The 20,811-nt window shown below is 62.4% G+C and carries 22 protein-coding genes and 1 tRNA gene; 9 read left to right on the forward strand and 14 right to left on the reverse strand.

The genetic code is table 11. The features are described from left to right. Both AC1DW2_RS40965 and chpT read right to left on the reverse strand, forming a co-directional pair. The coding region (locus AC1DW2_RS40965; protein ID WP_477008894.1) for an Hpt domain-containing protein at positions 1–467 on the reverse strand (467 nt) is incomplete at its 3' end. A gap of 195 nt (positions 468–662) precedes the next feature. After that, positions 663–1,316, reverse strand: a complete 654-nt coding sequence (chpT, locus tag AC1DW2_RS40970) for a histidine phosphotransferase ChpT (protein WP_166349669.1) — start codon at positions 1,314–1,316, stop codon at positions 663–665. A 171-nt stretch (positions 1,317–1,487) separates the two neighbouring features. Here chpT and AC1DW2_RS40975 point away from each other — a divergent pair, with 171 nt between their 5' ends. Further along, complete coding sequence (locus tag AC1DW2_RS40975; protein WP_477008895.1) at positions 1,488–2,318, forward strand: 3'(2'),5'-bisphosphate nucleotidase CysQ family protein; 831 nt, start codon at positions 1,488–1,490, stop codon at positions 2,316–2,318. Positions 2,319–2,326: 8 nt separating this feature from the next. Here the strand turns inward: AC1DW2_RS40975 and AC1DW2_RS40980 are convergent, their stop codons facing one another. Beyond that, positions 2,327–2,812 carry a YHS domain-containing (seleno)protein gene (locus tag AC1DW2_RS40980; RefSeq protein WP_477008896.1) on the reverse strand — a complete coding sequence of 162 codons (486 nt, stop codon included), beginning with the start codon at positions 2,810–2,812 and terminating at the stop codon, positions 2,327–2,329. Positions 2,813–2,951: 139 nt separating this feature from the next. Here AC1DW2_RS40980 and AC1DW2_RS40985 point away from each other — a divergent pair, with 139 nt between their 5' ends. The 3 genes from AC1DW2_RS40985 to AC1DW2_RS40995 all read left to right on the forward strand — a co-directional run bounded on the left by AC1DW2_RS40985 (position 2,952) and on the right by AC1DW2_RS40995 (position 5,308). Then, positions 2,952–3,557 (forward strand): DUF1134 domain-containing protein, encoded by a 606-nt coding sequence (locus AC1DW2_RS40985; RefSeq protein WP_028151234.1) that lies wholly within the window; start codon positions 2,952–2,954, stop codon positions 3,555–3,557. 220 nt (positions 3,558–3,777) lie between these two features. Further along, positions 3,778–5,076, forward strand: a complete 1,299-nt coding sequence (locus AC1DW2_RS40990) for a coiled-coil domain-containing protein (RefSeq protein ID WP_166349652.1) — start codon at positions 3,778–3,780, stop codon at positions 5,074–5,076. 157 nt (positions 5,077–5,233) lie between these two features. Continuing rightward, positions 5,234–5,308, forward strand: a tRNA-Val gene (locus AC1DW2_RS40995). A gap of 554 nt (positions 5,309–5,862) precedes the next feature. Here AC1DW2_RS40995 and fabG read toward each other — a convergent pair. The 3 genes from fabG to AC1DW2_RS41010 all read right to left on the reverse strand — a co-directional run bounded on the left by fabG (position 5,863) and on the right by AC1DW2_RS41010 (position 9,543). Then, positions 5,863–6,543: a 3-oxoacyl-ACP reductase FabG gene (gene fabG / locus AC1DW2_RS41000; RefSeq protein ID WP_208084844.1), complete on the reverse strand. Its 681-nt coding sequence runs from the start codon at positions 6,541–6,543 to the stop codon at positions 5,863–5,865. A gap of 183 nt (positions 6,544–6,726) precedes the next feature. Continuing rightward, complete coding sequence (locus AC1DW2_RS41005) at positions 6,727–8,172, reverse strand: coniferyl aldehyde dehydrogenase (protein WP_477008897.1); 1,446 nt, start codon at positions 8,170–8,172, stop codon at positions 6,727–6,729. 474 nt (positions 8,173–8,646) lie between these two features. After that, positions 8,647–9,543 (reverse strand): sterol desaturase family protein, encoded by an 897-nt coding sequence (locus AC1DW2_RS41010; protein ID WP_477008898.1) that lies wholly within the window; start codon positions 9,541–9,543, stop codon positions 8,647–8,649. A 113-nt stretch (positions 9,544–9,656) separates the two neighbouring features. On the opposite strand from AC1DW2_RS41010, the gene AC1DW2_RS41015 reads away from it, so the two are divergent. After that, positions 9,657–10,562 carry a LysR family transcriptional regulator gene (locus tag AC1DW2_RS41015; RefSeq protein ID WP_477008899.1) on the forward strand — a complete coding sequence of 302 codons (906 nt, stop codon included), beginning with the start codon at positions 9,657–9,659 and terminating at the stop codon, positions 10,560–10,562. Positions 10,563–10,863: 301 nt separating this feature from the next. Here AC1DW2_RS41015 and AC1DW2_RS41020 read toward each other — a convergent pair whose 3' ends face one another. Next, entirely contained in the window at positions 10,864–11,613 is a 750-nt protein-coding gene (locus AC1DW2_RS41020) for a bestrophin-like domain (RefSeq protein WP_477008900.1), read from the reverse strand. A 33-nt stretch (positions 11,614–11,646) separates the two neighbouring features. Further along, positions 11,647–12,984 carry a TAXI family TRAP transporter solute-binding subunit gene (locus AC1DW2_RS41025; RefSeq protein WP_477008901.1) on the reverse strand — a complete coding sequence of 446 codons (1,338 nt, stop codon included), beginning with the start codon at positions 12,982–12,984 and terminating at the stop codon, positions 11,647–11,649. Positions 12,985–13,309: 325 nt separating this feature from the next. Here AC1DW2_RS41025 and AC1DW2_RS41030 point away from each other — a divergent pair, with 325 nt between their 5' ends. The 3 genes from AC1DW2_RS41030 (at position 13,310) to AC1DW2_RS41040 (ending at position 15,434) form a co-directional block, all read left to right on the forward strand. Beyond that, positions 13,310–14,575: a metallophosphoesterase family protein gene (locus AC1DW2_RS41030; protein WP_477008902.1), complete on the forward strand. Its 1,266-nt coding sequence runs from the start codon at positions 13,310–13,312 to the stop codon at positions 14,573–14,575. 62 nt (positions 14,576–14,637) lie between these two features. Beyond that, a complete protein-coding gene (locus tag AC1DW2_RS41035; protein ID WP_071909693.1) occupies positions 14,638–15,072 on the forward strand; it encodes a hypothetical protein in 435 nt (144 codons plus the stop codon). Next, positions 15,069–15,434: a hypothetical protein gene (locus AC1DW2_RS41040; RefSeq protein ID WP_028151240.1), complete on the forward strand. Its 366-nt coding sequence runs from the start codon at positions 15,069–15,071 to the stop codon at positions 15,432–15,434. The genes AC1DW2_RS41035 and AC1DW2_RS41040 overlap by 4 nt, the downstream gene beginning before the upstream one ends. Positions 15,435–15,525: 91 nt before the next feature. Here the strand turns inward: AC1DW2_RS41040 and AC1DW2_RS41045 are convergent, their stop codons facing one another. From AC1DW2_RS41045 to AC1DW2_RS41070, 6 genes are all read right to left on the reverse strand, one after another. Then, positions 15,526–16,203 carry a hypothetical protein gene (locus AC1DW2_RS41045; protein ID WP_477008903.1) on the reverse strand — a complete coding sequence of 226 codons (678 nt, stop codon included), beginning with the start codon at positions 16,201–16,203 and terminating at the stop codon, positions 15,526–15,528. A gap of 180 nt (positions 16,204–16,383) precedes the next feature. Beyond that, a complete protein-coding gene (locus AC1DW2_RS41050) occupies positions 16,384–16,947 on the reverse strand; it encodes a hypothetical protein (protein ID WP_477008904.1) in 564 nt (187 codons plus the stop codon). 20 nt (positions 16,948–16,967) lie between these two features. Continuing rightward, on the reverse strand, positions 16,968–18,554 hold the full coding sequence (locus AC1DW2_RS41055) for a tetratricopeptide repeat protein (RefSeq protein ID WP_477008905.1): 1,587 nt from the start codon (positions 18,552–18,554) through the stop codon (positions 16,968–16,970). A gap of 201 nt (positions 18,555–18,755) precedes the next feature. Next, positions 18,756–19,238, reverse strand: a complete 483-nt coding sequence (gene greA, locus AC1DW2_RS41060; RefSeq protein WP_071909690.1) for a transcription elongation factor GreA — start codon at positions 19,236–19,238, stop codon at positions 18,756–18,758. A 92-nt stretch (positions 19,239–19,330) separates the two neighbouring features. Further along, entirely contained in the window at positions 19,331–19,816 is a 486-nt protein-coding gene (locus tag AC1DW2_RS41065) for a hypothetical protein (RefSeq protein ID WP_477008906.1), read from the reverse strand. Positions 19,817–19,986: 170 nt separating this feature from the next. Continuing rightward, positions 19,987–20,322 (reverse strand): hypothetical protein, encoded by a 336-nt coding sequence (locus AC1DW2_RS41070; protein ID WP_477008907.1) that lies wholly within the window; start codon positions 20,320–20,322, stop codon positions 19,987–19,989. 253 nt (positions 20,323–20,575) lie between these two features. Between AC1DW2_RS41070 and AC1DW2_RS41075 the strand changes: the two genes are divergently transcribed. Next, the gene (locus AC1DW2_RS41075) at positions 20,576–20,809 is read left to right on the forward strand and encodes a DUF3551 domain-containing protein (RefSeq protein WP_477008908.1); all 234 of its coding nucleotides are present in this window, start codon (positions 20,576–20,578) and stop codon (positions 20,807–20,809) included. The last annotated feature ends 2 nt before the right edge of the window (positions 20,810–20,811 follow it).

Genomic DNA, 20,811 nt, shown 5'->3' on the forward strand with positions numbered 1-20,811 from the left:
GCCTTGGCTGCCTTGGCTTCGGCCGGAGCTTCCGGCACCAGCGGCGGCGCTTCAGCAACGGGAGCAGCGCTGCCAGCCGCCATTGCGGCCATGCCCTGCTCAACCATCGCTTCCAGCTTGTCGATGAGATCGCGGTCGGTGCCCTCGGGCTCGGCTTCGGTCGCCTCGAGGCCTGCGAGGATCTCCTTGATGCGGTCGATCGAGGACAGGATCACCGTCACGGCCTGCCCCGTCACCGGCATGCCGTCGCGGAATTTGCCCATCAGCGTCTCGCCGGCATGTGCCAGCGCTTCAAGCCGCGGCAGGCCGAGGAAGCCGCACGTGCCCTTGATGGTGTGGACCAGGCGGAAGATGTTATCCAGGATCTTGGCGTTGTTCGGCTCCTGCTCGAACTTCACCAGCTGATTGTCGACGGTGTCCAGGCTCTCGCTGGTCTCCGTCAAAAACTCCCGCAACAGATCATCCATGAAAACAGGCCTTCATACAGGGAGGGCGCGCACGACTTGTGATGCGCCATTTCGGAATGGGGCCAGCTTCACCGCAAAGCGTTTAATAATGGTTGAGTATGTGCAAAAGAACGGAACCAACAAAGAGATAAGGCGCTCCGGACAAGCCGAAGCGCCTTGTAAAGATTCGATTAACGTTTGAGGGCGGCGGCGCGCTTACGACGCGGTAATGGTGATCGCTTCGCCCTCGTGCGCGAGCCTCACGGTGAGCCCGCAAGCCTCTGCCAACAGCCGCGTATAATAAGGCTGGATCGCGTGCGCATCCGCGGCCGGGCCGCGCTCCCCGCTCAGGAGTTCGGAGATGTTCTGCGGCAGGCGCGCATTATGACCGGTCGCGGTGACCCGGAAGCTCATGGTCTCGCCCTCGCCGATCGGATCGATCGTCAGCATGCCGCCGCGCGGGATCGTGTGCTGGGAAACAACCAGCATATTGAGCAGCAGCTTGACGCGATTCTTCGGCAGCAAGAGCCGCGGCAGATTCCAGGTGATCGAGCACTTGCCGTCCTCGATGTGGCCGCGCGCCATGGTCTGGGCATCGCCGAGATCGATCTGCGCGCCGGACGAGCCGGCCGCGCCGAAGGCCAGGCGACAGAACTGGAGGCGGGCGGAGGCGGTTTTCGCGCTCTTGCGGATCAAATCGAGCGCGAACTCGCGATCCTCGGGCTTGGGATCGTCGTCGAGCACTTCGAGCCCATTGACGATGGCGCCGACAGGGCTGATGAGATCGTGGCAGACCCGCGAGCACAGGAGCGCGGCGAGTTCGAGCGCATCTGGAGCGGTAGCGGTACCGGGTGACGAAGCGTCAGACATAAAGGGTTCCTGGAATTGCACGGCGCGGACGCGGCGAATCACGCATGCTTGACGAATGCCGCAGGTTCTAACATTCGCAAGCCCGTGGCAGCTAGCTTGCGATCGGTTCGAAGCGGCCCTAAAGCCGCGGCGAATCAGTCGAGTAGGGATGGAATTGCCGATGAATGAGGCATGCAGGTGAAGCGGATCATTGACGGCCCGGCCGCCTCCCACCTGATGGAGCCGCTTACCGCGCTGGTGGTGAAGGCGGGCGAAGCGATCCTCGCGGTCAACCGGGCAGCGATGCGGGTCGACGGCAAGCAGGACGGCTCGCCGGTCACCGAGGCCGATCTCGCCGCCGACCGCATCATCGCTGACGGCCTGGCACAGCTTGCGGGCGACGTGCCGACGTTGTCGGAAGAGCGGACCCAGCTCGCATCGCCGCCATTCCGCGACAGCTTCTTCCTGATCGACCCGCTCGACGGGACCAAGGAGTTCGTCGCCGGCCGCGACGAGTTCACCGTCAACCTCGCCCTCGTGACCGAAGGCGTGCCGCTGCTGGGCATCGTAGCCGCGCCCGCGCTCGGTCTGCTCTGGCGCGGCATCGTCGGCCGCGGCGCCGAGCGCGTCAGGTTCGACGGCGCGACCATCGGTGCTGCCGAACCGGTCCGCACCCGCACGCTGCCAACGCAGGGCGAGCCCTGGATCGCGGCGGTGAGCCGTTCCCATGGCGACCTCAGAAGCGAGGCGTTCATCGACGGCCGGCCCAATGCGGTCAGGAAGACGGTCGGCTCGGCGGTGAAATTCGGCCGGATCGCGGAGGGCAGCGCCGACATCTATCCCCGCTTCGGACCCACTTGCGAATGGGATGTCGGGGCGGGCTGCGCGGTCGTGACGGCGGCCGGCGGCAAGGTCACCGACGGCAAGGGTGGCGAGCTCCGATTCGGCCAGCGCGGCGACACCGGCTTCATCATCCCGGAGTTCATCGCTTGGGGCGATCCGCGGGCGGCAGGCTGCTACTGACTGAGCTGTTATTGACTAAGCTGTTCCTGGAGCGCCGGCCAGCGCTTGCGCACCTCATAGAGGAAGCGCTCCGGGTCGGCGGCGAAGGCATCGCGATTGGCCTCCCGGCTGAACAGATAGAGCCGCTGCGCCGAAATCACGTAGAAGCGGGGATTGGCGGCGACGGCGACGCCGCGGGCGATGTCGGCCGGATCGTAGCCGCCGAACTGCGGTCCATAGATCTCGGGATGGGCCAGGAAGGACGCCCGGTTGCCCTCGTTGCGGAAACGCCAGACCGCGCCCCAGATGTTCGCCTCGAACTCAGCCGTCCCCTGCACGGCCGCGCCATCGACGAAATAGGCCACGGGGTCGAAACCCTCGATCGCGACGCCGCTGAAGCGGTTGACGACGATCCGCTCGGTGGTGGCCGCCTCGGCCGGCAAACCTGCGCAAGCGATCCAAATGCCGGCCATCAGGCAGACCAGAAAGCGGATCAAGGCGATTCCGGGGCGCAAAGGGCTATCTTCCTGCCGTTGTGCCGTCATAGTTGCTGCGGATAACATCCGAGTCGAGGGGACATCCGGCGCAACCTAGAGCCGTGCCTGTTGGCGTCAGGTTAAGGAAGCGGCGGGATTCGATACCAGGGGTTCTTTTATGACTTTCGCATCACGCCTTGCTGCGGTCGCGCTTGCCGCGCTGGTCGGCTGGATCGTCCCGGCCTCCGCCCAGCAGCCGCCGCCGCCCAATTTGCCGCCGCCGCAGCGGAGCCCGTCACCCAGCACCTATGGGCCGGACGAACTCGTGACCGCCGGCCACCGCTTCTTCGGCAACGTCTCGCGTGGGCTCGCCTCGATCATCGAGAAGGCCGTCAGCCAATGGGGCCTGCCCAACGGCTATATCCTGGGTGAGGAAGGGTCCGGCGCCTTCGTTGCCGGCCTGCGCTACGGCGAAGGCACGCTCTACACCAAGAACGCCGGCGACCTGCGCGTCTATTGGCAGGGTCCCTCGCTCGGCTTCGACTGGGGCGGCGACGGCGCGCGCACCATGACGCTGGTCTACAACCTGCCCGCCACCAACGCGATCTACCAGCGCTTCGCCGGCATCGACGGCTCGGCCTATATCATCGGCGGCTTCGGCATGACGGCGCTCACCGCCAACAACATCGTGCTGGTGCCGATCCGCTCGGGCCTTGGGCTACGGCTGGGCGCCAATATCGGCTATCTGAAATTCACCCCGCGCGCGACCTGGAACCCGTTCTAAGGCGCGATCGCGCTTTAGATTGTTGTTCGAGCATGATCTTTCCGGAAAACCGTTGCGCACTTTGCGCTGACGCGGCCCTTCGGGTCCGGATCATGCTCTAGGGCTCCCTCCTCGGGTCCGATTCCGGATTCACGTTAACAACAGGGCGGGGCTGGCTTTTTGCCGGCCCGCCATGCATTGTCTTTGGTAAATTTTTCCTTGCTTTCGGAGTTCTGGCCCCATGGTCGAACCGATCATGTACCTGGCGATCGGCTTCCTGCTCTCGATGCTGTGCGGGCTTGCCATCGTGCCGCTGGTGCATAACCGCGCGGTCCGCCTGACCACGCGCCGGCTCGAGGCCGCCACGCCGCTGTCGATGGCCGAGATCCAGGCCGACAAGGACCAGCTCCGGGCCGAATTCGCCATGTCGGCGCGGCGGCTCGAGATGAGCGTCGACCAGCTCAAGAACAAGACCACGAGCCAGCTCGCCGAGCTCGGCAAGAAGAGCGACGCCATCAACCGCATGAAGATCGAGCTCGGCGAGAAGAACGCCACGATCTTCGCGCTGGAGGCACGCGAGAAGGCGGTGAAGGAGCAGCTCCGCGCCACCGAAGAGGAATTCAACACCAAGACCGACGCCCTGCGCGCCGCCGAGAATGCGCTGACCGACAAGCAGGGCGAGCTCGCAAAAATCAATTCCGAGCTGTCCGACCGCTCGATGATGGCGGAGAGCCGTCAGGTCGAGCTGGTCGCGGTGCGCGCGCAGATCGAGAACTTGAAAAATCGCGTCGGCGACGCCGAGAAGGAATTTGCCGCCACGCAAGCGCGGCTGACGCAGGAGCGTACCGAATCCGAGACCGCCTCGCGCGAGCTCGGCGATGCGCGCGGCCGTGTCGAGAATCTGAGCCAGCGCGTCACCGAGCTCGATCGCCAGCTGATCGTGCAGGTGAAAGAGGCCGAGATGCTGTCGGGCCGCGTCGCCGATCTCGAAGGCCGCCTCGCCACGCAGGGCAAGCTGCTCGCCGAGCGCGACTACGAGAACAACCAGCTCCGCCAGGCCAACGAGGGCAATGATCGCATCATCAAGGAGCTGCGCGTCGAGATCGCCGGCTTGAGCGGCGGCAAGTCGTCGGCGGCGTTCGAATCGCTCCGCGCGGAAAAGACCGCGCTGGAGGAGCAGCTGCGCACCGCGCGCGACGAGCGCGCCAAGCTCCAGCGCGACATCAATGCGATCCAGCAGCAGGCGGAGAGTTCCTGGGCGACCGAGCGCATGGAGAATGCGCTGCTGCGCGAGCGCATCAACGACATCGCAGCTGAAGTTGCAAAACTCGCGATGCAGCTCGAAGGCCCGAACTCGCCGATCGAGGCCCTGCTGGCGGCCGAGGCCGGCCAGCCCCCGAAACCGGCGCCGCGCCCGGCCAATGACGCCGCCGGCAATGGCGCGGCCGCAATCACCCTGCCCGAAGGCGGCGGAACGCTCGCCGAGCGCATCCGCGCGCTCCAGGCCCACGCCTCCCGCGCCCGCCAGCAGGGCGCATAAGCGGCCCAAACCACGGATTCGCCTGCGATTGCGTGATTGACGGAAGGTTTTCCGGCCTCGAGGCGCCTGGAAACTTGACACCTTTGGCCCGCACTTCTAAATCGCGGGCTCCGATGTGCCGGCCGGCCGAAAGTCCGGCCGTCGGCATGATGGTCCCGGGCGCATAGCTCAGCGGGAGAGCGTTCCCTTCACACGGGAGAGGTCCAAGGTTCGATCCCTTGTGCGCCCACCATCCATCCTCCTGAACCCTGACGGTTGCCGACGGTCGCCCAAGCCTCGCGGCTGTCGGGGACCGTCCGAACCAAAATGTCGAAAACAACCCCATGCACAGTAGCCGGCGTCAGTCGGATCAATGGGTTACGCCTTTTCCGAAATTCGATTGACGCGTCGGGCAAAACACCGGCATGATGGCATCATCCAAGGAGAGGCCCGCCCCCCCTGCGACTAGCCCGCCTTGACACGCGAGAGGCCGATGGTTCGACCCATGTGCGCCCACCATTGATCCTAGATTTCAAGAGTCGCTGAAAGCTCCCTTGCGAGGCGTGCGAACGTCCGCTTTGCCAAAAGCGGTCATTCACCCGAGGTCGGCTTTTGACCCAAAGCGGACATGCCGACCTCGGTCATCGCAGTAAGCTGGGTTGGAGCTATCCTATTCACAGAACCTCGAGGACTATCATCTTTCGGTGGTCTTTGCGGGACAGGCGACTGGGACGTACATCGATATCGGCGCAGGGGCATCCGGTAGCTGAGCTGTGCTTCGGAAGCTGGTAGCGGCGCAACCCCGCTTCAGACCCGTCCGTTGACCGGCAGCAGCGCGCCGGTAACGGCGCTGGCGGCGTCACTCGCCAGGAAGAGGATGACATCGGCGAGTTCCTTTGGCGCGACCCATTCGGAAGAATCGGCCTTCGGCATGCTGGCGCGGTTTGCCGCGGTATCGATGATCGAGGGTAGCACCGCATTGACGGTGATCTTGCCTTTCAACTCGGCAGCTAGTGACTCCGTCAGCTTATGCACGCCGGCCTTCGACGCCGCATAAGGACCCATGCCGGGGCCGGCCTGCAGTGCGCCCGTCGCACCGATATTGACGATGCGGGCCGCCCGCGAGTTGAGAAGATGCGGGATCGCTGCGCGCGAAGCATTCAGCGCGGTCTCGACATTGAGAGCATGCATGCGCTGCCAAACCTTGGGATCGCCGTCGGCAATGGTCTCGAAGGCAAATCCGCCAGCAATATTGATTAGCGCGTCGATCGCGCCAAAATGCGCGGCGGCGGCATCGATCGCCTCTTTCGCCTGTGCCGCATCGGTCAGGTCGATGCGGCCGAATTCGATCCGCTGGGCTGTTGCGGCGAACTGCGACTCAGCATGATCGATACCAGCGACTCGCGCGCCGCGCGAAAGGGCTTCCTCGGCGACCACCTTGCCAAGCGCGCCCAGCGCGCCGGTGATGATAAAGACGTTACCCTTCATGGCGGTCTCCGTGCGAATGAGAATGAATCGACGCCGCAGTCACTATGGTCAGCAGAGCTTCAAAATGTGCGCCGCCCTGGCTGAGATCGACCGCGACGATACCGGGATAAAATGCCGACGACGCCCGGCATCCGCCCAGGCTTGCGGCGCATATCATTGGCGCCGATCTGCCACAGTCACGCATCACGTCTTCCACTTGATCATCGTCCGCAGGATGCTCATTGGGCGGCCGGCGTAGGGCGGCTGAAATAGCATTTGGATCGGCGAGAGAGGACCTTGATAGAAGACCGGGCGCAATTTTGAAAAGGTGTTGAACCCCTCGCGCGCGTGGTAATGGCCCATACCGCTCGCACCGATCCCACCGAATGGCAGGTCGTGCTGGCCGACGTGCAGGAGAGCTTCATTGACCGATACGCCACCCGACATCACCCGCGAGATGTAGAAGTCGCGCAGCTCGGCATCGGAGGTGAATGGATAGATTGCCAACGGTCGGTCGTGACTATTGATATAGTCGGCGACCTCCTGCCGATCTGTATAGGTCTTGATCGGCAGGATCGGGCCAAAGATCTCGCGCTGCATGACAATCATGTCGTCCGTCGGATTTAGCACGAGATGCGGTGGAAATTTGCGCTGCTTCGTGTCCGGAATCTGCCGTTCCGCAAGATTGACCAGGACTGCACCCTTTGTACGGGCATCCTCCAGGGTCGCCTGCAGCCGCGTGAACGACGGTTCATCGATGATCGACGTGTAGTCTTGACCGTTGATGTCCGGGAAGCGCTCGGCAAACAGCTTGCGGCAATGATGGACGAACTCGTCCTCACTCCCTTTGGGCAGAAACATGTAGTCGACATTCGTACAGATCTGACCGGCATTGAACATCTTCACCCAGAGAATGCGCTCTGCCGCTGTCTTGACCGGGAAGTCAGGCCCAACAATTGCAGGTGCCTTGCCGCCCAATTCAAGCGTGACAGGGGTGAGGTTGCGGGCCGCGTTTGCCATGACTGCGCGACCGGTCGCGCCGGATCCCGTGAACAGCAGATGGTCGAAGGGCAATGACGAGAATGCGGGTCCTCGTCCGCCGCCATCCTCGAAAAAGGCAAGCTTCTCGAGCGGGAAATACTTTGGCGAGACACGGATCAGGACCTCGGCGAGCGCTCTTGAATTTTCCGACATCTTGACCATCGCACGATTGCCGGCCGCTAGAATTGCGGCGAGCGGGCAGAAGCTGAGGTTAAGCGGGAAATTCCAGGGAACGATGACCCCGACGACGCCGAGCGGCTGTGGGATGACGCGGTTGCGCGCGAGCGGGTAGGTCATGAAGTCGACGTGCCTGCGCTGCGGTTTCATCCACTTTTTCAGGTTCTTTCTGGCGTCGGCGATTGTTTCCAGGACAACGAAATATTCGGCGAACAGGGTCTCGAATTCAGACCGGTTGCCGTAGTCGGCGTTGATCGCTGCGACCAGCTCGTCCTTGTTGTCCTTCAGGAGTTGCCCGAGGGCCTTCAGGTCAGCAATGCGCTGATCGTAGGATGGCTCGGGCGCCGCCAAATAGGCCGCCCGCTGCGCGGCGAAGCAGGACTGCAGTTCGGTGGGAATGTCGACGGAACGGAAATTGACAGGCACGTTCATGATGTTCGCTTTCTCTGGGTTTCGCGTGTCCTCCAGGTGGATAACCAGGGCACGCGCTGACCGTGCCGTGTCAACTCCAAGTCAGTGCATGCTTGCGCTCGCATGGACGGAGCCCGGCCTCTCATCCATGATCCGCTTGATGGCGCGAGCGCAGCAGCCGCACTGGGCGCAGCATCCGAGACAGGCATACACCTCGCTCATGCGGGGCCGTCGCGCTTCTTTTATGACCACTGACCGCACCTGGTGGTCGCTGAACACATTGCAAGAACAGACGATCATCGCCTTCTCCTAACCAATACCAATGAGTCGGATGAAGACCGCCACAAGCGCGGTGCTCCAGCCGCAAGCACGATGGTTTCCGCTCGGCTCATCTCGGTGTGGCCAAGACGCCGCTCGCGGACCAGATGGTTACCCATTCCAGCTCCTTCCGAGGCATCGCGAACGCTTGCTGCGGCGCCTCGACGCTACCCGCGTTCAGGTGGCCTTCTGCTTAACTTCGGTCTGCAGGTCTGCTTCGGTGAAGCCACGGCCGCCGGGGCGGAGCGCCGAATGTTCGCGCTTTGAGTGGACGAGCGGGTAGAACATCTGCGTCGTCCAGCGCTCCGGGCCAAACAGGATGTCGTCCTGCAGGCCGACCTTGGCGGGATATTTGCGTGTGATATGCGCCGTGCCGAACAGCACGTCCCAGAAGAACAGCAGGTTGCCGAAGTTGCCCTTGTAGTGGCCAATGCCATCTTCGTTGGTGAGCGCATGGTGCGCCTGGTGCGTGGCCGGCGTGGAGATGGTGCGCTCCAGCACCCACATCAGCGGATGCAGGGCGCGGATGCGGTACAGCGGCGCATCCCACGCCCAAGCGCAGTGCGCGCCCAGGATGACCGCCAACTTGATCACCAGGTACGCCGCATAGACTGGGCCGAAACCCAGGTACACCGCCACGCCGCCGATCCACAGGCCCGGCATCATCAGGTAGTAAAAGAAGTTGTTGCGGTAGGTAATGCGCACGCTCATGTAGGCCGCGCTGTGATGCGCGCGGTGCAGCGGCCACAGCAAGGGCGTGTGCGAGGCGCGGTGCCAGAGGTACTGCGTGAGGTCATCGCCGATGAGCAGCAGTCCGGCCATCGCCCACCATGGCAGGTTGGCCCAGGCGTCGTGCTGCGTCGGCATGAGCCAGCTGCACAACGCGTTGCTGCCTAGCAGTGCGATAGGCTGGGTGATGGCGATCAGGCTGACGAACATCAGCACTTCAAGCCAGGCGTCGTTGGCTGTCGCGTTGCCGCGCACGGTGGCTTGATACCGCCGGGTGACGAACTCCATGGCGGCAAAGCCTAGGATGCAGGCGCCAATTAAGAGGTACTGCAATTGCGAGCTCATATGGGACGTCTCCTGCCGCTCTCATGTTTTGAATTGTGGAACGGTCTAAGGGGTGTCGCCATATTGCGTCCAATGCATAATATTCATCGTCTTGATGCATGGAGAGCAATGCCGTGAATCTGCGCCGCCTGAATCACGTTGTCGCCCTTGCCGACACTCTGCACTTCGCCCGCGCCGCCGCAGCCGCCCACCTGAGCCAGCCGGCCTTCAGCCGCAGCATCCAGGCCATCGAGAACGACCTGGGTATCCGCCTGTTCGACCGCGACGTTGGTGATGTCCGCCCCACCCGTGCCGGGGAATTCGTCATTGAGCGGGCGCGCAAGCTGCTGTTCGAGGCGCGTTGCCTGCAGCGCGACGTGGATCTTTACCGCGACAGCCAGCTCGGCGACACGGCCTTCGGCGTCGGGCCGCTGCTAACGGCCACCCTGATGCCACGCGCGCTTGTGGCGTTGCGCCGCCAGCACCCGCAGGTGGCGCTGCGCATGGAGGTCGGCAACTGGGCGCAGTTGCTGGAGAGCTTGCGTACCGAAAGCATCGAGTTCTTTGCCGCCGATGTCCGTGACATGCCTGGGGATGCCGCGCTGGACATCCAGTTGATCGGGGGGCAGCAGGCCGGCCTGTATGTGCGGGCAGGACATCCGCTGGCCGGGCGCGAGCACATGCTGCAGGACGTCTGGGCGTACGGTCTCGCCGCACCGAAGTTGCTGAGCCCCTCAAAGGTGGAGCTCGCCGCCCTGCTGGGCCTGCCTGCGGGCCAGGAGGCCGCCATTGCGCTCGAGTGCGACAACTACGGCCTGCTCAAGACGGTCGCGCTCACCACAGATACCGTTCTGGGTGCGACGAACGCGGCGGTACGGGGGGAGCTGGAATCCGGCGCGCTTGTCCGGCTTGTCGTACATGGCTGGCAGTCGCCGCCGTCAAGCACGGGCATCGTGCGTTTGCGAGGGAGAACCTCGTCGCCGGCAGCCAAGGCAACCGTAGCAGCGATTGTGCGGGCAGCGGCCGAGATCAACGTCTAGGCGCCTTGTCGCACTCGACGCATCGTCCGGTGCGGATTACCGGCCTGTCCATTATGACGACTGTTTCGAAGTGATCGACCAGACGCCGGAGTCTGCTTGTGGCCCTTAGCCGACCTCGCTAATTTCCCAAACGTCCGCTTTGCCCTCGCAAGCAGAAATCAGCCGACCGACATGAGCCAGATTCGGACATCTCAGCACAATGCGCACCTTGATCAATTCGAAAAGCCGCGGCAGCAGGTCGCGACGACCACGATAACCGTCGGGGCTCGCTCTGGCCGGCAATCTCGATCATGCGAATGGCTTAGGGGCCGAGCGGCGTGAGGGCGTCGCGCAGTGGCGCGCTGGAAATTTGCATCAAACCAGCAAATGGCTGACCCAGCTCCAGGACCAGGTAGATCGCCCCGGCGGCCGACAGTGCAAAAACGAACAGCGAGCCGAAAACGGTTGCGCTGGGTTTGGCAAACAGGCCGAAGCTTCCAAAGATGATGGTGAGCCAGAAAATCAGCACCACCAGGAACGGCATAGGGATCGAGTTGTTCGTCTGTGCGAACAGCAGCAGGCGGGTTTGCGCGATGTCGGTGGCGACCTGTATGGCCCTGGCTTGCAGGGAGCGCTGGGAATCGTTCTGCGGCGAAAGCTGCTGAAGCTTCGCATAGAATGCGTCGCTTGCGGCGCTCGCCTCGAAGGGGTTCGCCTTGGCAACCTCGGAACTTTTCTCGCGCCACATTCGATCGGCTAAAACAACGATGGCGCGCCGCAACAGATTGCGTTCGTCATTCGCCTCCGGTCCGTACTGCGCCAGCAGATTGTCGAGCAGGACAACATTGCTCGTCATCTGCGTGACTTGAGTGCTCTGCGTGTCGTAGGAGCCCTTCGCCGAGGCGATCAGCAGACCGAGGACAAGCGCGGCTATCGTCCCGATGAGGCCCGTGCCCAGCCTGACCACATCCTTGTCATCCGTGCTCAGGTGATGCCCAGGAAGGAACATACCGAGCAGGGCACCGCCTGAGATGCATAGAAACGTGATGCACGATAGCGCGATTGCATTCATGATTCACCAGTGTGTTGCGAGGCGTGTCGTGACTTAGCGCTGTGTCGCCTTCGCCGCGGAGGCAACTGCGGGTCCCTTGGCGATCAATGTGCGTCGGTCGTGAATCAAGCTCTCCAGCCGGTGGGCTGCCACGTTCAATGTGGCATCATCCACCGCGCTCTCGTCTCCAGCGGCGGATTTGGCGAGCTCCGCCTTTAGAATGCGGTCGATTTCGTCTTCGATATCCGAAAGTTCAGCCTCTGTATCGACTTTCCGAATCCGGCGCGCCAGGGCGTAGAGAGAATCGAGCGGGCCTTCGGCTGCGCGGCTGCCGAGGCCCAGGAATTTCCACGCCGCCGCAAGCATGGTGGCAGCGCCACCCAGTACCATCGGCGTCAAATAGATCCAGTTGCCGTATTCATCCATGAAGCTTTGCGTGGTGCTGTTGTAGACGGCTGCGGCGCCAGGGTGCAGCGGAAGGTAGGCATCCTGGTCGGTGCTGGGCGCGGTGATCTGCGCGAAAATCGGCTGCTCACGCAGAAGATTCCTGCGCGCGCTCATGATCGCCTCCGTGAGGTCGGTTACCAGATCAGTGCCAAGCTTCTTTTGCGCAACCAGATATAGCGAGGTCCTCAGAGTCGTCAGGTCATCTTCCGGGACCGGCGGCGATCCCCGCAGTGTGCCCTTCGGGACGTCGAAGCTTTCAAAAGCGCGCTCATTCTCTGCAATTGCCCCCGCGGACTCGATTGGGATCAGTACCGGGGTCTTTTTACGGTCAAGCTGAAAAAATCCGCGAACGAGCGAGAGGTATTTTTCGGCGAGCGGGATCACGACAAGCAGGGCGCTGACTTGCTTTGACTGAATGGCTTGCCGGACATCCGTCAAAGCAAGGTTCTTGAAGACAACTTTTGCGCCCGCCAGATCGTATCCCTTGGTCAACACATCGACAATTTTGGCGTTCACTGCTCCGCCGACCACGCCGACCGTGCGTCCCTTCAGGTTGGCAATGCTGTCGATGGACGATCCCGGCGGCGCGATGATCAGTACGGCCATATGACTGACGACGACGACGGCTTGCGCCTGCGACAAGTCGCCGACATCGCCGCGAACCACAGCGAGATCGACCTTACCCGCGGAGAAAGCCGCAGCGGCCTCGAGCGCGGTGCCGCTGTCGATGACCTTGAGCCGGACCGGCGCGTTCGCTGAAACGAACTCGCCTGCTATCGCTGACATTGCCTTCGCTGCCTCGCCGTCGAGCGAGCCGACCGCCACAGTCAGCGTTACCGGGCGGCTGTAGTACCGATAGGCAAGGAGACCCGCGCCTGCCGCAAAGGCGACGACGCCGACGAGCAGGAAAAAGCGAAGCCACAGCGGCAATTTCATCGACATCATGCTCGCCACCTGTGTGGGTTCGCCACGTCCTTGCCGCTGTATTTCTGCACACCTGCGATGCCCGCAAACCTCCGCGGCCAGAAAAGCTGCCAGCCGCCGCTCTATCTGCTCGCTGCTACGGCAGATGAGGACGTTGATCTATATCAAGCTTACCCACCGCTGAAGGTCTACGGGAAACGGCCGGCAAATCGGGCTGTTTGCGCGCCCTATGCGGCGGCTCATTCCCTCTCCTCGATCAGGGGTGATCATCATGCAATCCTCTTGGCCTAACGAGCCCAGTCGTCGCCTGGTTCTAGGCGCACTTGCGGCGCTCCCAGCATTCTCCATGCCGGTCGTTGCCAACGCGCAGGCCCAAACAACAACCGCGCAGGCACCCGTCTCCATCGGGGGCGGCTTTTCATTCGCTGCGGTCGGCGATACCCGACCGATGATGTACCTCCCGTTGAAAGAGGGACAACCGGACCTCAGCAAGTTCTTCGTCGAGATGTTCGGATTGGTCATGCCGGAAAAGGTCGCCGAGGCCGTCGTAGCGAAGGATGTGAAGATGATCTTCGACCCGGTCACAAAGGACCTGGTCAAGGTCGTCATGCCGTTCGCATCCAAGACGGAAGTGATGACCCTGACGGTAGATAAGGGTTGGGTCACTGAGGCATCCGTTGAAGACGTGAAACTGCTTCCCGGAGTGCATCGAACCATGTTCCGGCTTCAGGGCGGCGAATGGGTGACGCGCGAAATTGTCAAGGACGTTCAATCCGGTCGCGCCAAATTCGTGGTCAATAGCGGTGACGCTGTGTGGTGGGGCAATCAGGGCTTGACCGTGAGTGACAGCCCATACTGGAAGCGCGTGAACGAAACAATGTTGAAGAAACTACCCGCGCCGGACGACGAGATGCGCGCAGCCGGTCTGGATGGGCGCTTTTTCATGAGTGTGGGTAATCATGAGGTGTGGGCCGACCCAAAGATTGAGGGCGTACTTTCGGCTGTGCCGTATCTGAAAAAATTCGGCGTCACGCCGGAAAACCTCATCTACAAATTCGACTTCAAGGGCACCCGCTTCATCTATCTCTGGAGTGGCAAGTACGATTACCGTTCGCCGTCGCTGTGGGACGCTGATCGGCCAAAATATGCCGAGCAGATGACGCAGCTTCAAAAGTGGATGGACGAGGCGAAGGCCAATGGCATTCGGAAGGCGTTTATCGTCTTCCACTATCCCGTGTTTGCGCGGTCAGGCTTAGGCCCGATCCCGGCTCCCGATAACCCGCACAAGGTGATTGCGTCGTATGCCAAGGACATGGAGGTGATCGTGTTGAACGGGCACGTCCACACCACGGAAATCTACGATGTAGATGGGGTAAAGTATCTGATGTTGGGCGGTGGGGGCGCAGAACAAGACCCAATCCTGCCAGGGCGAACCAGCATCAAGGTGCCCGCCGACTATCCGCGGGACCTTTACTGGAAGGGCCAGCCTCCGCAAGAGGAGTACAACTACGTGCTGGTGGACGTTGACCCCGGCCAGAAGACCAAGTTCACCCTCAATCGCTTCCGGCCGTGGTCGGCGGAGCCATTCGGGACTGAGGAACTCTTCACGTGACAGCAAGCGGGCAATAGGCCGGGAGTGAGGTTCTGGCGACAGTACTCCTGATTATTCACGGCTTGGTCGCCGTTGCACTGCTTGGCGCGATTACGCACCAGACCTTGGCGACGTGGGCGACTGTGGGAACGCGCCCCAGTTCGTTTTTCGGCCGCTTTCGCTCCGTGTCATCGGCCCGGTTCGCCGATGCCGTCGTCGTCTTGTATGCCATCTCCATCCTGCTTGGTGGGATCATCTATCTGTATTTTCGCGTCGACATCAGGCCAGAGTTAGAGCGCGCCGGTCATTGGCCAGCCCTGGGCTTCTTCGACCTCAAGGAGCACTTCGCCGCTATCGGTTTTGCGTTGCTACCAGCCTACTGGGTTTGCTGGCGACGGCCGCGTGCCGACGAGCCTGCTCAGACGCGCACGATGCTCACCTCGATCCTCGCCTTTGTCATCTGGTGGGGCTTCCTAACTGGCCACGTCGTAAACAACATCAGGGGTTTCGGCGCATGACGTTATCGGCTGCGTTCCGCCGCTTTGCATTCGCGTTCGGGACGACATTTGGCTTCCTCTACGTGGTTGCACTCGCAAAGGACCTTGCTCTTTTCACCGTTTTCCCGTCGCTCGGCATCGTGCTGGCGGGCACGCATCATTCGCGAGACGTTGCTGACCCTGCGATGGGATTTCTAGCTCCAGCGATGTACTGGTACGGGTGGGCCGCGACGGCCGCGCTCGGGGCACTGATCGTCGCCCTCGTTGCTGCGTCGTTACCCGGACGTTCAGTGCGAAACTTCTGGTCGGGATGGGTGTGGGTAATTCCCATCCTCTCGATGATCGCTTGCGTCTATCTCACCCTGCCTTGGTTTAGGCTCTGACTTGGGTGCTTCCGCACATGGATCATGACCGACCAAGCTCAAAGCGGGCTCTCTGGTCGGAAAACCGCTTCGCGCTCTTCCGGATCAAGCTTCAAGCAGCCCGATCCGGCCGCAAGGCCGCGTAGAGACCGATGAGGGTTCCGATGGCGACCAGGCCTGCCGCCAGCAGCACCTGCAATTCCCCATCATCGGTGGCGCCTGCGGACGACACCAGCCTGGTCACGACGACGAACAGAATGCCCACGGAAGCCGCTGCACCCACGCAAAGATGGGCAAGCTCTCGCGTCAGGTTCCGGCCGAGAAGTCCGAGCGCCGTGAAATACATCGCGCAAGCGTTGGGATGAACGAACAAGGCAACGCGCGCATAAGGACCATAGGAGTCAAGGAGGGACTCACATCGGCCCAGTGCCGCTTTTGAGGCAACCCGCTGCAACATCGGCCTGAAAAAGCGAGCCTGTCCGTAACTCAGAACGGCGCCCACGATGATGGCCGCCCACGCCACGATGAAAACGGAGACATCCGCAGGCTTCGGATTGAGCGCCACGGACATCAGGATGAGGGCGGTTCCGGGAAAATAGCCGAAATACGGAAAGACCGACTCCAGGAGCACGCAAGCGAACATGAAGACCGGAAACCATGCCGAACCGGTCGCATCCTGGACGATGGCGTTCAAGTCGAACAGGTTCGTCTTGTACAGGACGAGGTACATGCACATGGCCAATCCGGCCAGCGCGTAGAACGGCAACGCCCCCGACAGAAACCGTCTCATCCCGCCGCCGCGCTTTGTTTCGCGGACACGGCGGAGACCTTCGATATCGGGACAAGACAACGGAAACGCATGGCTCATGTTTAGGCGAATGAGATTGCCCCTGTCGATAGCAATCCTCGCCCCAGCTGCGCGGGCCATTGGCCGCATTGAAATGCCCGCCGATCGGGAAGGTGCAGTCGATCACAGACCCAGTGTGACCTCAGCCCAGTGCATCGCGGTGCTGCCGCCCAAAAACTCGATCACGCGGGGTTCGATGGTCTCCGGCCGATCGGAGCCAGTGACAGCGGTCGCTGCGATCATGTCGCAACGCTCGTTGTAGACGACCGACACCAGCGTTTTGCCGGGAGCGCCACGTGAGTTGAGCGTGTAGGCGCGGCTGCGACCGTTCATCGACGCGATCCTGATGGGATGGCCGGAACCGCGTGGAGAGACTTCGCCAAGGAGAACGGTATCGCCCATACGATCGAGGTCATCATCATCGGCGACGCCCGTCGTGCAATTGCAAAAACCAATCTTGGCGCGCAGGTACAGCGTCACCTCGACGCCGCAGTCGGCCGCCTTGCAGCGGAACGCCTTTCCTTTGCCCCATTGGTCGATCGAGAACGGCCAAGTCACCTCGTGCCACACCGGCGTGGCGGAATTTGCGGCGGCATGCCGTGGCACATGGAGCCACAAGAGCGACGCCGCCAGCGCGCTTCCCAGCGAGATTGCTGCGACGGCGATGGCGGCTGCCTTTCTCATCATTCCACCGTGCTCGTTCCGGGTCAGTTGCTGGCGAGGTATTGCTTCGCCGCCGCGACCTCGGGGCGTTCCGAATCGGCGCTGGCCGTCAGCGTTACGAGCTGCTGACAGTTCTGCCGTGCCGCTTCCCTGTCACCAAGGGCTTCGGCCGCCTTGGCCGCTCCCGCGAAAGCGTGCAAGCGGTTCGGCTCCTTCGCCTTGGTTGCCTCGAATGCAGCAAGCGCCTCCTTGGCCATGCCGCGATCGAGCAGCATGAAGCCGTAAAGCTCGCGTGCCGGCGCCAGCGGTCCGGGCGTGATCACGTGCTTTTCCGTCTTGTCCTCTGCATCCGCCGCGGCACTCATCGCATTGAGCGCCTCGTCATACTTGCCCTCGGCGTAAAGCACCCAGGCGACGGCGACCTGACGCTGGATGTCGACGATTCCGGACCAATAATTGTCCTTGGCGTCCTGCAGCTTGTCGCGCAATTCCGCCAGCTTCTGGATGTCGGCCTTGGCGGCTTCCGGTTTGCCAGAGCGCGCCGCGCCGAGGGCCCGGGCGAAATGCGTTACCGCCATCGCAAAGTTGAGGTTGCTCGGCCTGACCGGCAGCTGCGAGGCCCCCTCCCAATCGCCACGGTCGATCGCATAACGCGCGGGCGAAGCCGCCAGTGCGTAGTCTGCGGCTGCGACTGTCGCCTTGAAGTCGGTCTCCTTGATCATGTCGTCGATGACGGCGCGCGCCTGCTTGTCCTGGCCGAGCTGGAGGTAAGCATAGACCATGTAGTCCTGCGCATGCAGGTAGTTGCCGACCGACTTTTCGGCCATCGCAGCTTTCACGGAAGCGGTGTTGGAGTCGATCGATTCCTTCCAATAGCCGACGCGCGTGTAGATGTGGGAGGGCATGTGCTGGGCGTGCGGCGCGGCCGGCGCGATCTTGGCGTAACGATTGGCGGCATCGAGCCCTTTCTGCGCCAGCGCCGGGTAGTCGTAGAGATGGATCAGATAATGCGTCACGCCCGGATGCAGCGGCAGCCGCCTGGAGATCGGCTCGAGAATCGCCGCGCCTTTAATTTGCTGCGCGTAGGTCTTGTCGTTCAGATCCGCCGACGTATTGAGCGTAATGGCGTAGGCGATCTGGGCTTCGTCGTCGTCTGGATATTTTGCCGCGACGCGGGCCTGCGCGTCACGCAGCATGCGCATCCGCTGGACGTGAGGAATCTTGTCGTAGTCGGCATACATCACCATCAGCGCATCGATGTAGTCGCGTTCGCGCTCGGTCGCGGCGCCGATCTCCTTGGCCTTCATGATCGCGGCGAGGCCTGGCGCGAGGTTCGGCTTTGGAATCGCATTGTGCGGATTGTCCATGTAGGTGAGCGCAATGCCCCAATAGGCCATGCTGCATGTCGGGTCAGCCTTGATGGCTTCCTCGAAGATCTCCTTGGCGTTGGCGTACCAGTAGGAATGCTGATAGCGCATCCCGCGATCGAAACGACGCTGGGCCACATCGTTGCAAGAGGTCTGGAAATGAACGCTGCCGAGCTGCTGATCTACATCGTCTTGCGCGACCAGAGCTTGTGGTCCTGATAGGCCGAGACCGGCTGCGATGACGAAGTATAGGGACTTCCGCATGGATCGCTCCCTTGGCCTGACACGCAATGAATTGGTCTTGATAGCCCTCACTATATGACCTTCGCGGCTTTTGAACAGCGAAGTGAATCGCGGCAGCGCAACTGACCCAGCGGCGCCTCGAAGTTGGCGAAACCAATCCGAAGCCAGAGCCGTCGGAGTTCGATCCTTACGCGCGCATCATTCTGGCCTCGGATCGCATCGCTATGCGATCGACAGAATCTCGATCTCTTGCGCGCCTGAACCCACGACATCGCCGACCGCCTTCCCGATCAGCGACTTCGCGACCGGCGCCACGAACGAGATCGATCCGGCCTTTGGATCCGCTTCGTCCTCGCCGACGATGCGATAGGTCTGCACGCGGCCGTCGGTGCGGCTGAAGGTCACGGTGCTGCCGAAGGCGACGACATCGGTCGACGCCGGATCGGGAATGACCTGCGCCGTGCGCAGCCGTTCGGTCAGATAGCGAGCATCGCGCAAGGGCACCGCCGACTGCCGGCGCTTTTCGTTGACGTCCTCGATGGCTTGCGCGGCTTCATAGGCCTCGCGCGCCTCGCGAAGCTGCGCCTGCAGCGCCTGCAAGCCGGCTTCCGTCACGAGGTTTGGATGCGGCGAGACCGGGCGATCCGGCAGCAGCGTCTCGGACGCGGTTTCGGCGCTTTCTTCCTTGGTAAAGGCGACGCTCAATTCAAAATCCTGTCGAACTGTTTCGGACACCCGCTCGCGCCTCGCCCCACAACGGGGAATCGCGCCGAACAGCAGCCGGTGATTGTCCCGGACTATATCTCAAGTTCAACGAAACGGCGCAGCTTGAAGACGAGGTCCGGTACGGCCTGGCGGAACCGCGTCGCGTTCTGGAACGTGGTCGAGAACGGCGCGAAGGTGATCATCGCATTCCAGTGCTTGTAACCGTAGACCGTGACGGAGGCGCCGGTCGCCGGAAAATTCTCCAGCTTGCGCAGCTCGCCAAGCACCAGATCGGCAATCGCCTCGGCAGGAAGCAACTTCTTGCCATCAGGCGTCGTCGTGATTTTCGCCGGCCGCTCGACCGGCTTCGCGGCAGCCGGCACGGCATCGGGCGCATCGTTGGGTTCGGCCGGTGCAGGATCGGGGGTGGACGGCTCGATCGGCTCGAACCCGTTCGTCGGCGCTGTCGGCGGAACCTCGGTGAGCGGCGGCGGAGCACTGCTGTCTGCGCGCTTGTTGCCTCCCAGGATGCTGCTGATCATGGCCACAAGGCCAGCATCCTTCACGTCGTCGCTCATTTCTCCCCCCGGGGCTTCGGCCTACTCTAGCACCGCTCTCGCAGACCGCCACTGGGGATGTATGGCCGGATTCCGCTTGGTTAAGGCGCCACGACAAGGCGTCACGCCAAGGCCGTCACACGATGGCACCGGCGGCCCGACCCGATCGCGTCGCGCCGCCGTGAGATCCGTCACTGCTTATCGAACGGAATGTACTGCTGGTACTGCCTGGGCACAGAGCTGCGGTAGCGCGCGGGCACCGTGCCGCTGTCGACCGAATGATCAATCTCCTGTTGCCGCGTCATCTTCTTCTTCGCCGGCTTCTTCGATGCGCTCTTCTTGGAGTCGGCCGGCTGGCTGGAGGTGTCGCTGGTCGCGGCCGGCGTTGTCGTCGTCGCTGCCGGCGCAGTGGTTGTCGCCGCAGGCGCTGCGGTTCCACCGGCCGGCGCACTCTGGGCCAGCGCGAGCGGTATTTGCATGAAAAGCGCCAGCGCTGCTGTCGCAGCCAGCAAATATGACCTTTGCATTAGAACCTCCAAAATACCTGATCCGAATGAGACAAGCCTAGTTCTCCAGGATCGACGCGCGCAAGTCGGCCACGATAGGCCCGGACCCCCACCGCGAACTGTGGCGTAGATCACACTGCTGGCCGCCAGCTGCGTCATGATGTGCCACGTCGCGAACGCACGGCATTCCGCCGACACCAAGATAGGCATGACATGCCTCAGACGAGCCCAGCTCGCTGACGTTCCCGTCCACCCGCTCTCGAAGGAGATTGAAATGCGTCGCATCATCCTCACTCTCGCATCGTTCGCCGCCCTGGTCGCCGTAGCATCCCCGGCCGCCCAGGCACATCCTGCAAACGATCGATATTGCCTGCAGGGACGCATGTGGGGCTATCCCGGCAACTGCCAGTTCGCGAGCTATCAGCAGTGCCTCGCCACCGCCTCCGGCACGTCGGCCTCTTGCGGCATCAATCCGCGCTACGCGTTCTCGCAGCAGTCCGCCTACTGAAG

The organism is Bradyrhizobium sp. P3_C3, from assembly GCF_056402655.1.

What these genes read in the sequence shown, in the direction of transcription:
- chpT (WP_166349669.1), bottom strand. Translation starts at nt 1,316, where the DNA reads ATGTCTGACGCTTCGTCACCCGGTACCGCTACCGCTCCAGATGCGCTC.
- AC1DW2_RS40975 (WP_477008895.1), top strand. Translation starts at nt 1,488, where the DNA reads ATGCAGGTGAAGCGGATCATTGACGGCCCGGCCGCCTCCCACCTGATG.
- AC1DW2_RS40985 (WP_028151234.1), top strand. Translation starts at nt 2,952, where the DNA reads ATGACTTTCGCATCACGCCTTGCTGCGGTCGCGCTTGCCGCGCTGGTC.
- AC1DW2_RS40990 (WP_166349652.1), top strand. Translation starts at nt 3,778, where the DNA reads ATGGTCGAACCGATCATGTACCTGGCGATCGGCTTCCTGCTCTCGATG.
- fabG (WP_208084844.1), bottom strand. Translation starts at nt 6,543, where the DNA reads ATGAAGGGTAACGTCTTTATCATCACCGGCGCGCTGGGCGCGCTTGGC.
- AC1DW2_RS41005 (WP_477008897.1), bottom strand. Translation starts at nt 8,172, where the DNA reads ATGAACGTGCCTGTCAATTTCCGTTCCGTCGACATTCCCACCGAACTG.
- AC1DW2_RS41010 (WP_477008898.1), bottom strand. Translation starts at nt 9,543, where the DNA reads ATGAGCTCGCAATTGCAGTACCTCTTAATTGGCGCCTGCATCCTAGGC.
- AC1DW2_RS41020 (WP_477008900.1), bottom strand. Translation starts at nt 11,613, where the DNA reads ATGAATGCAATCGCGCTATCGTGCATCACGTTTCTATGCATCTCAGGC.
- AC1DW2_RS41025 (WP_477008901.1), bottom strand. Translation starts at nt 12,984, where the DNA reads ATGATGTCGATGAAATTGCCGCTGTGGCTTCGCTTTTTCCTGCTCGTC.
- AC1DW2_RS41030 (WP_477008902.1), top strand. Translation starts at nt 13,310, where the DNA reads ATGCCGGTCGTTGCCAACGCGCAGGCCCAAACAACAACCGCGCAGGCA.
- AC1DW2_RS41040 (WP_028151240.1), top strand. Translation starts at nt 15,069, where the DNA reads ATGACGTTATCGGCTGCGTTCCGCCGCTTTGCATTCGCGTTCGGGACG.
- AC1DW2_RS41045 (WP_477008903.1), bottom strand. Translation starts at nt 16,203, where the DNA reads ATGAGACGGTTTCTGTCGGGGGCGTTGCCGTTCTACGCGCTGGCCGGA.
- AC1DW2_RS41050 (WP_477008904.1), bottom strand. Translation starts at nt 16,947, where the DNA reads ATGATGAGAAAGGCAGCCGCCATCGCCGTCGCAGCAATCTCGCTGGGA.
- AC1DW2_RS41055 (WP_477008905.1), bottom strand. Translation starts at nt 18,554, where the DNA reads ATGCGGAAGTCCCTATACTTCGTCATCGCAGCCGGTCTCGGCCTATCA.
- AC1DW2_RS41065 (WP_477008906.1), bottom strand. Translation starts at nt 19,816, where the DNA reads ATGAGCGACGACGTGAAGGATGCTGGCCTTGTGGCCATGATCAGCAGC.
- AC1DW2_RS41070 (WP_477008907.1), bottom strand. Translation starts at nt 20,322, where the DNA reads ATGCAAAGGTCATATTTGCTGGCTGCGACAGCAGCGCTGGCGCTTTTC.
- AC1DW2_RS41075 (WP_477008908.1), top strand. Translation starts at nt 20,576, where the DNA reads ATGCGTCGCATCATCCTCACTCTCGCATCGTTCGCCGCCCTGGTCGCC.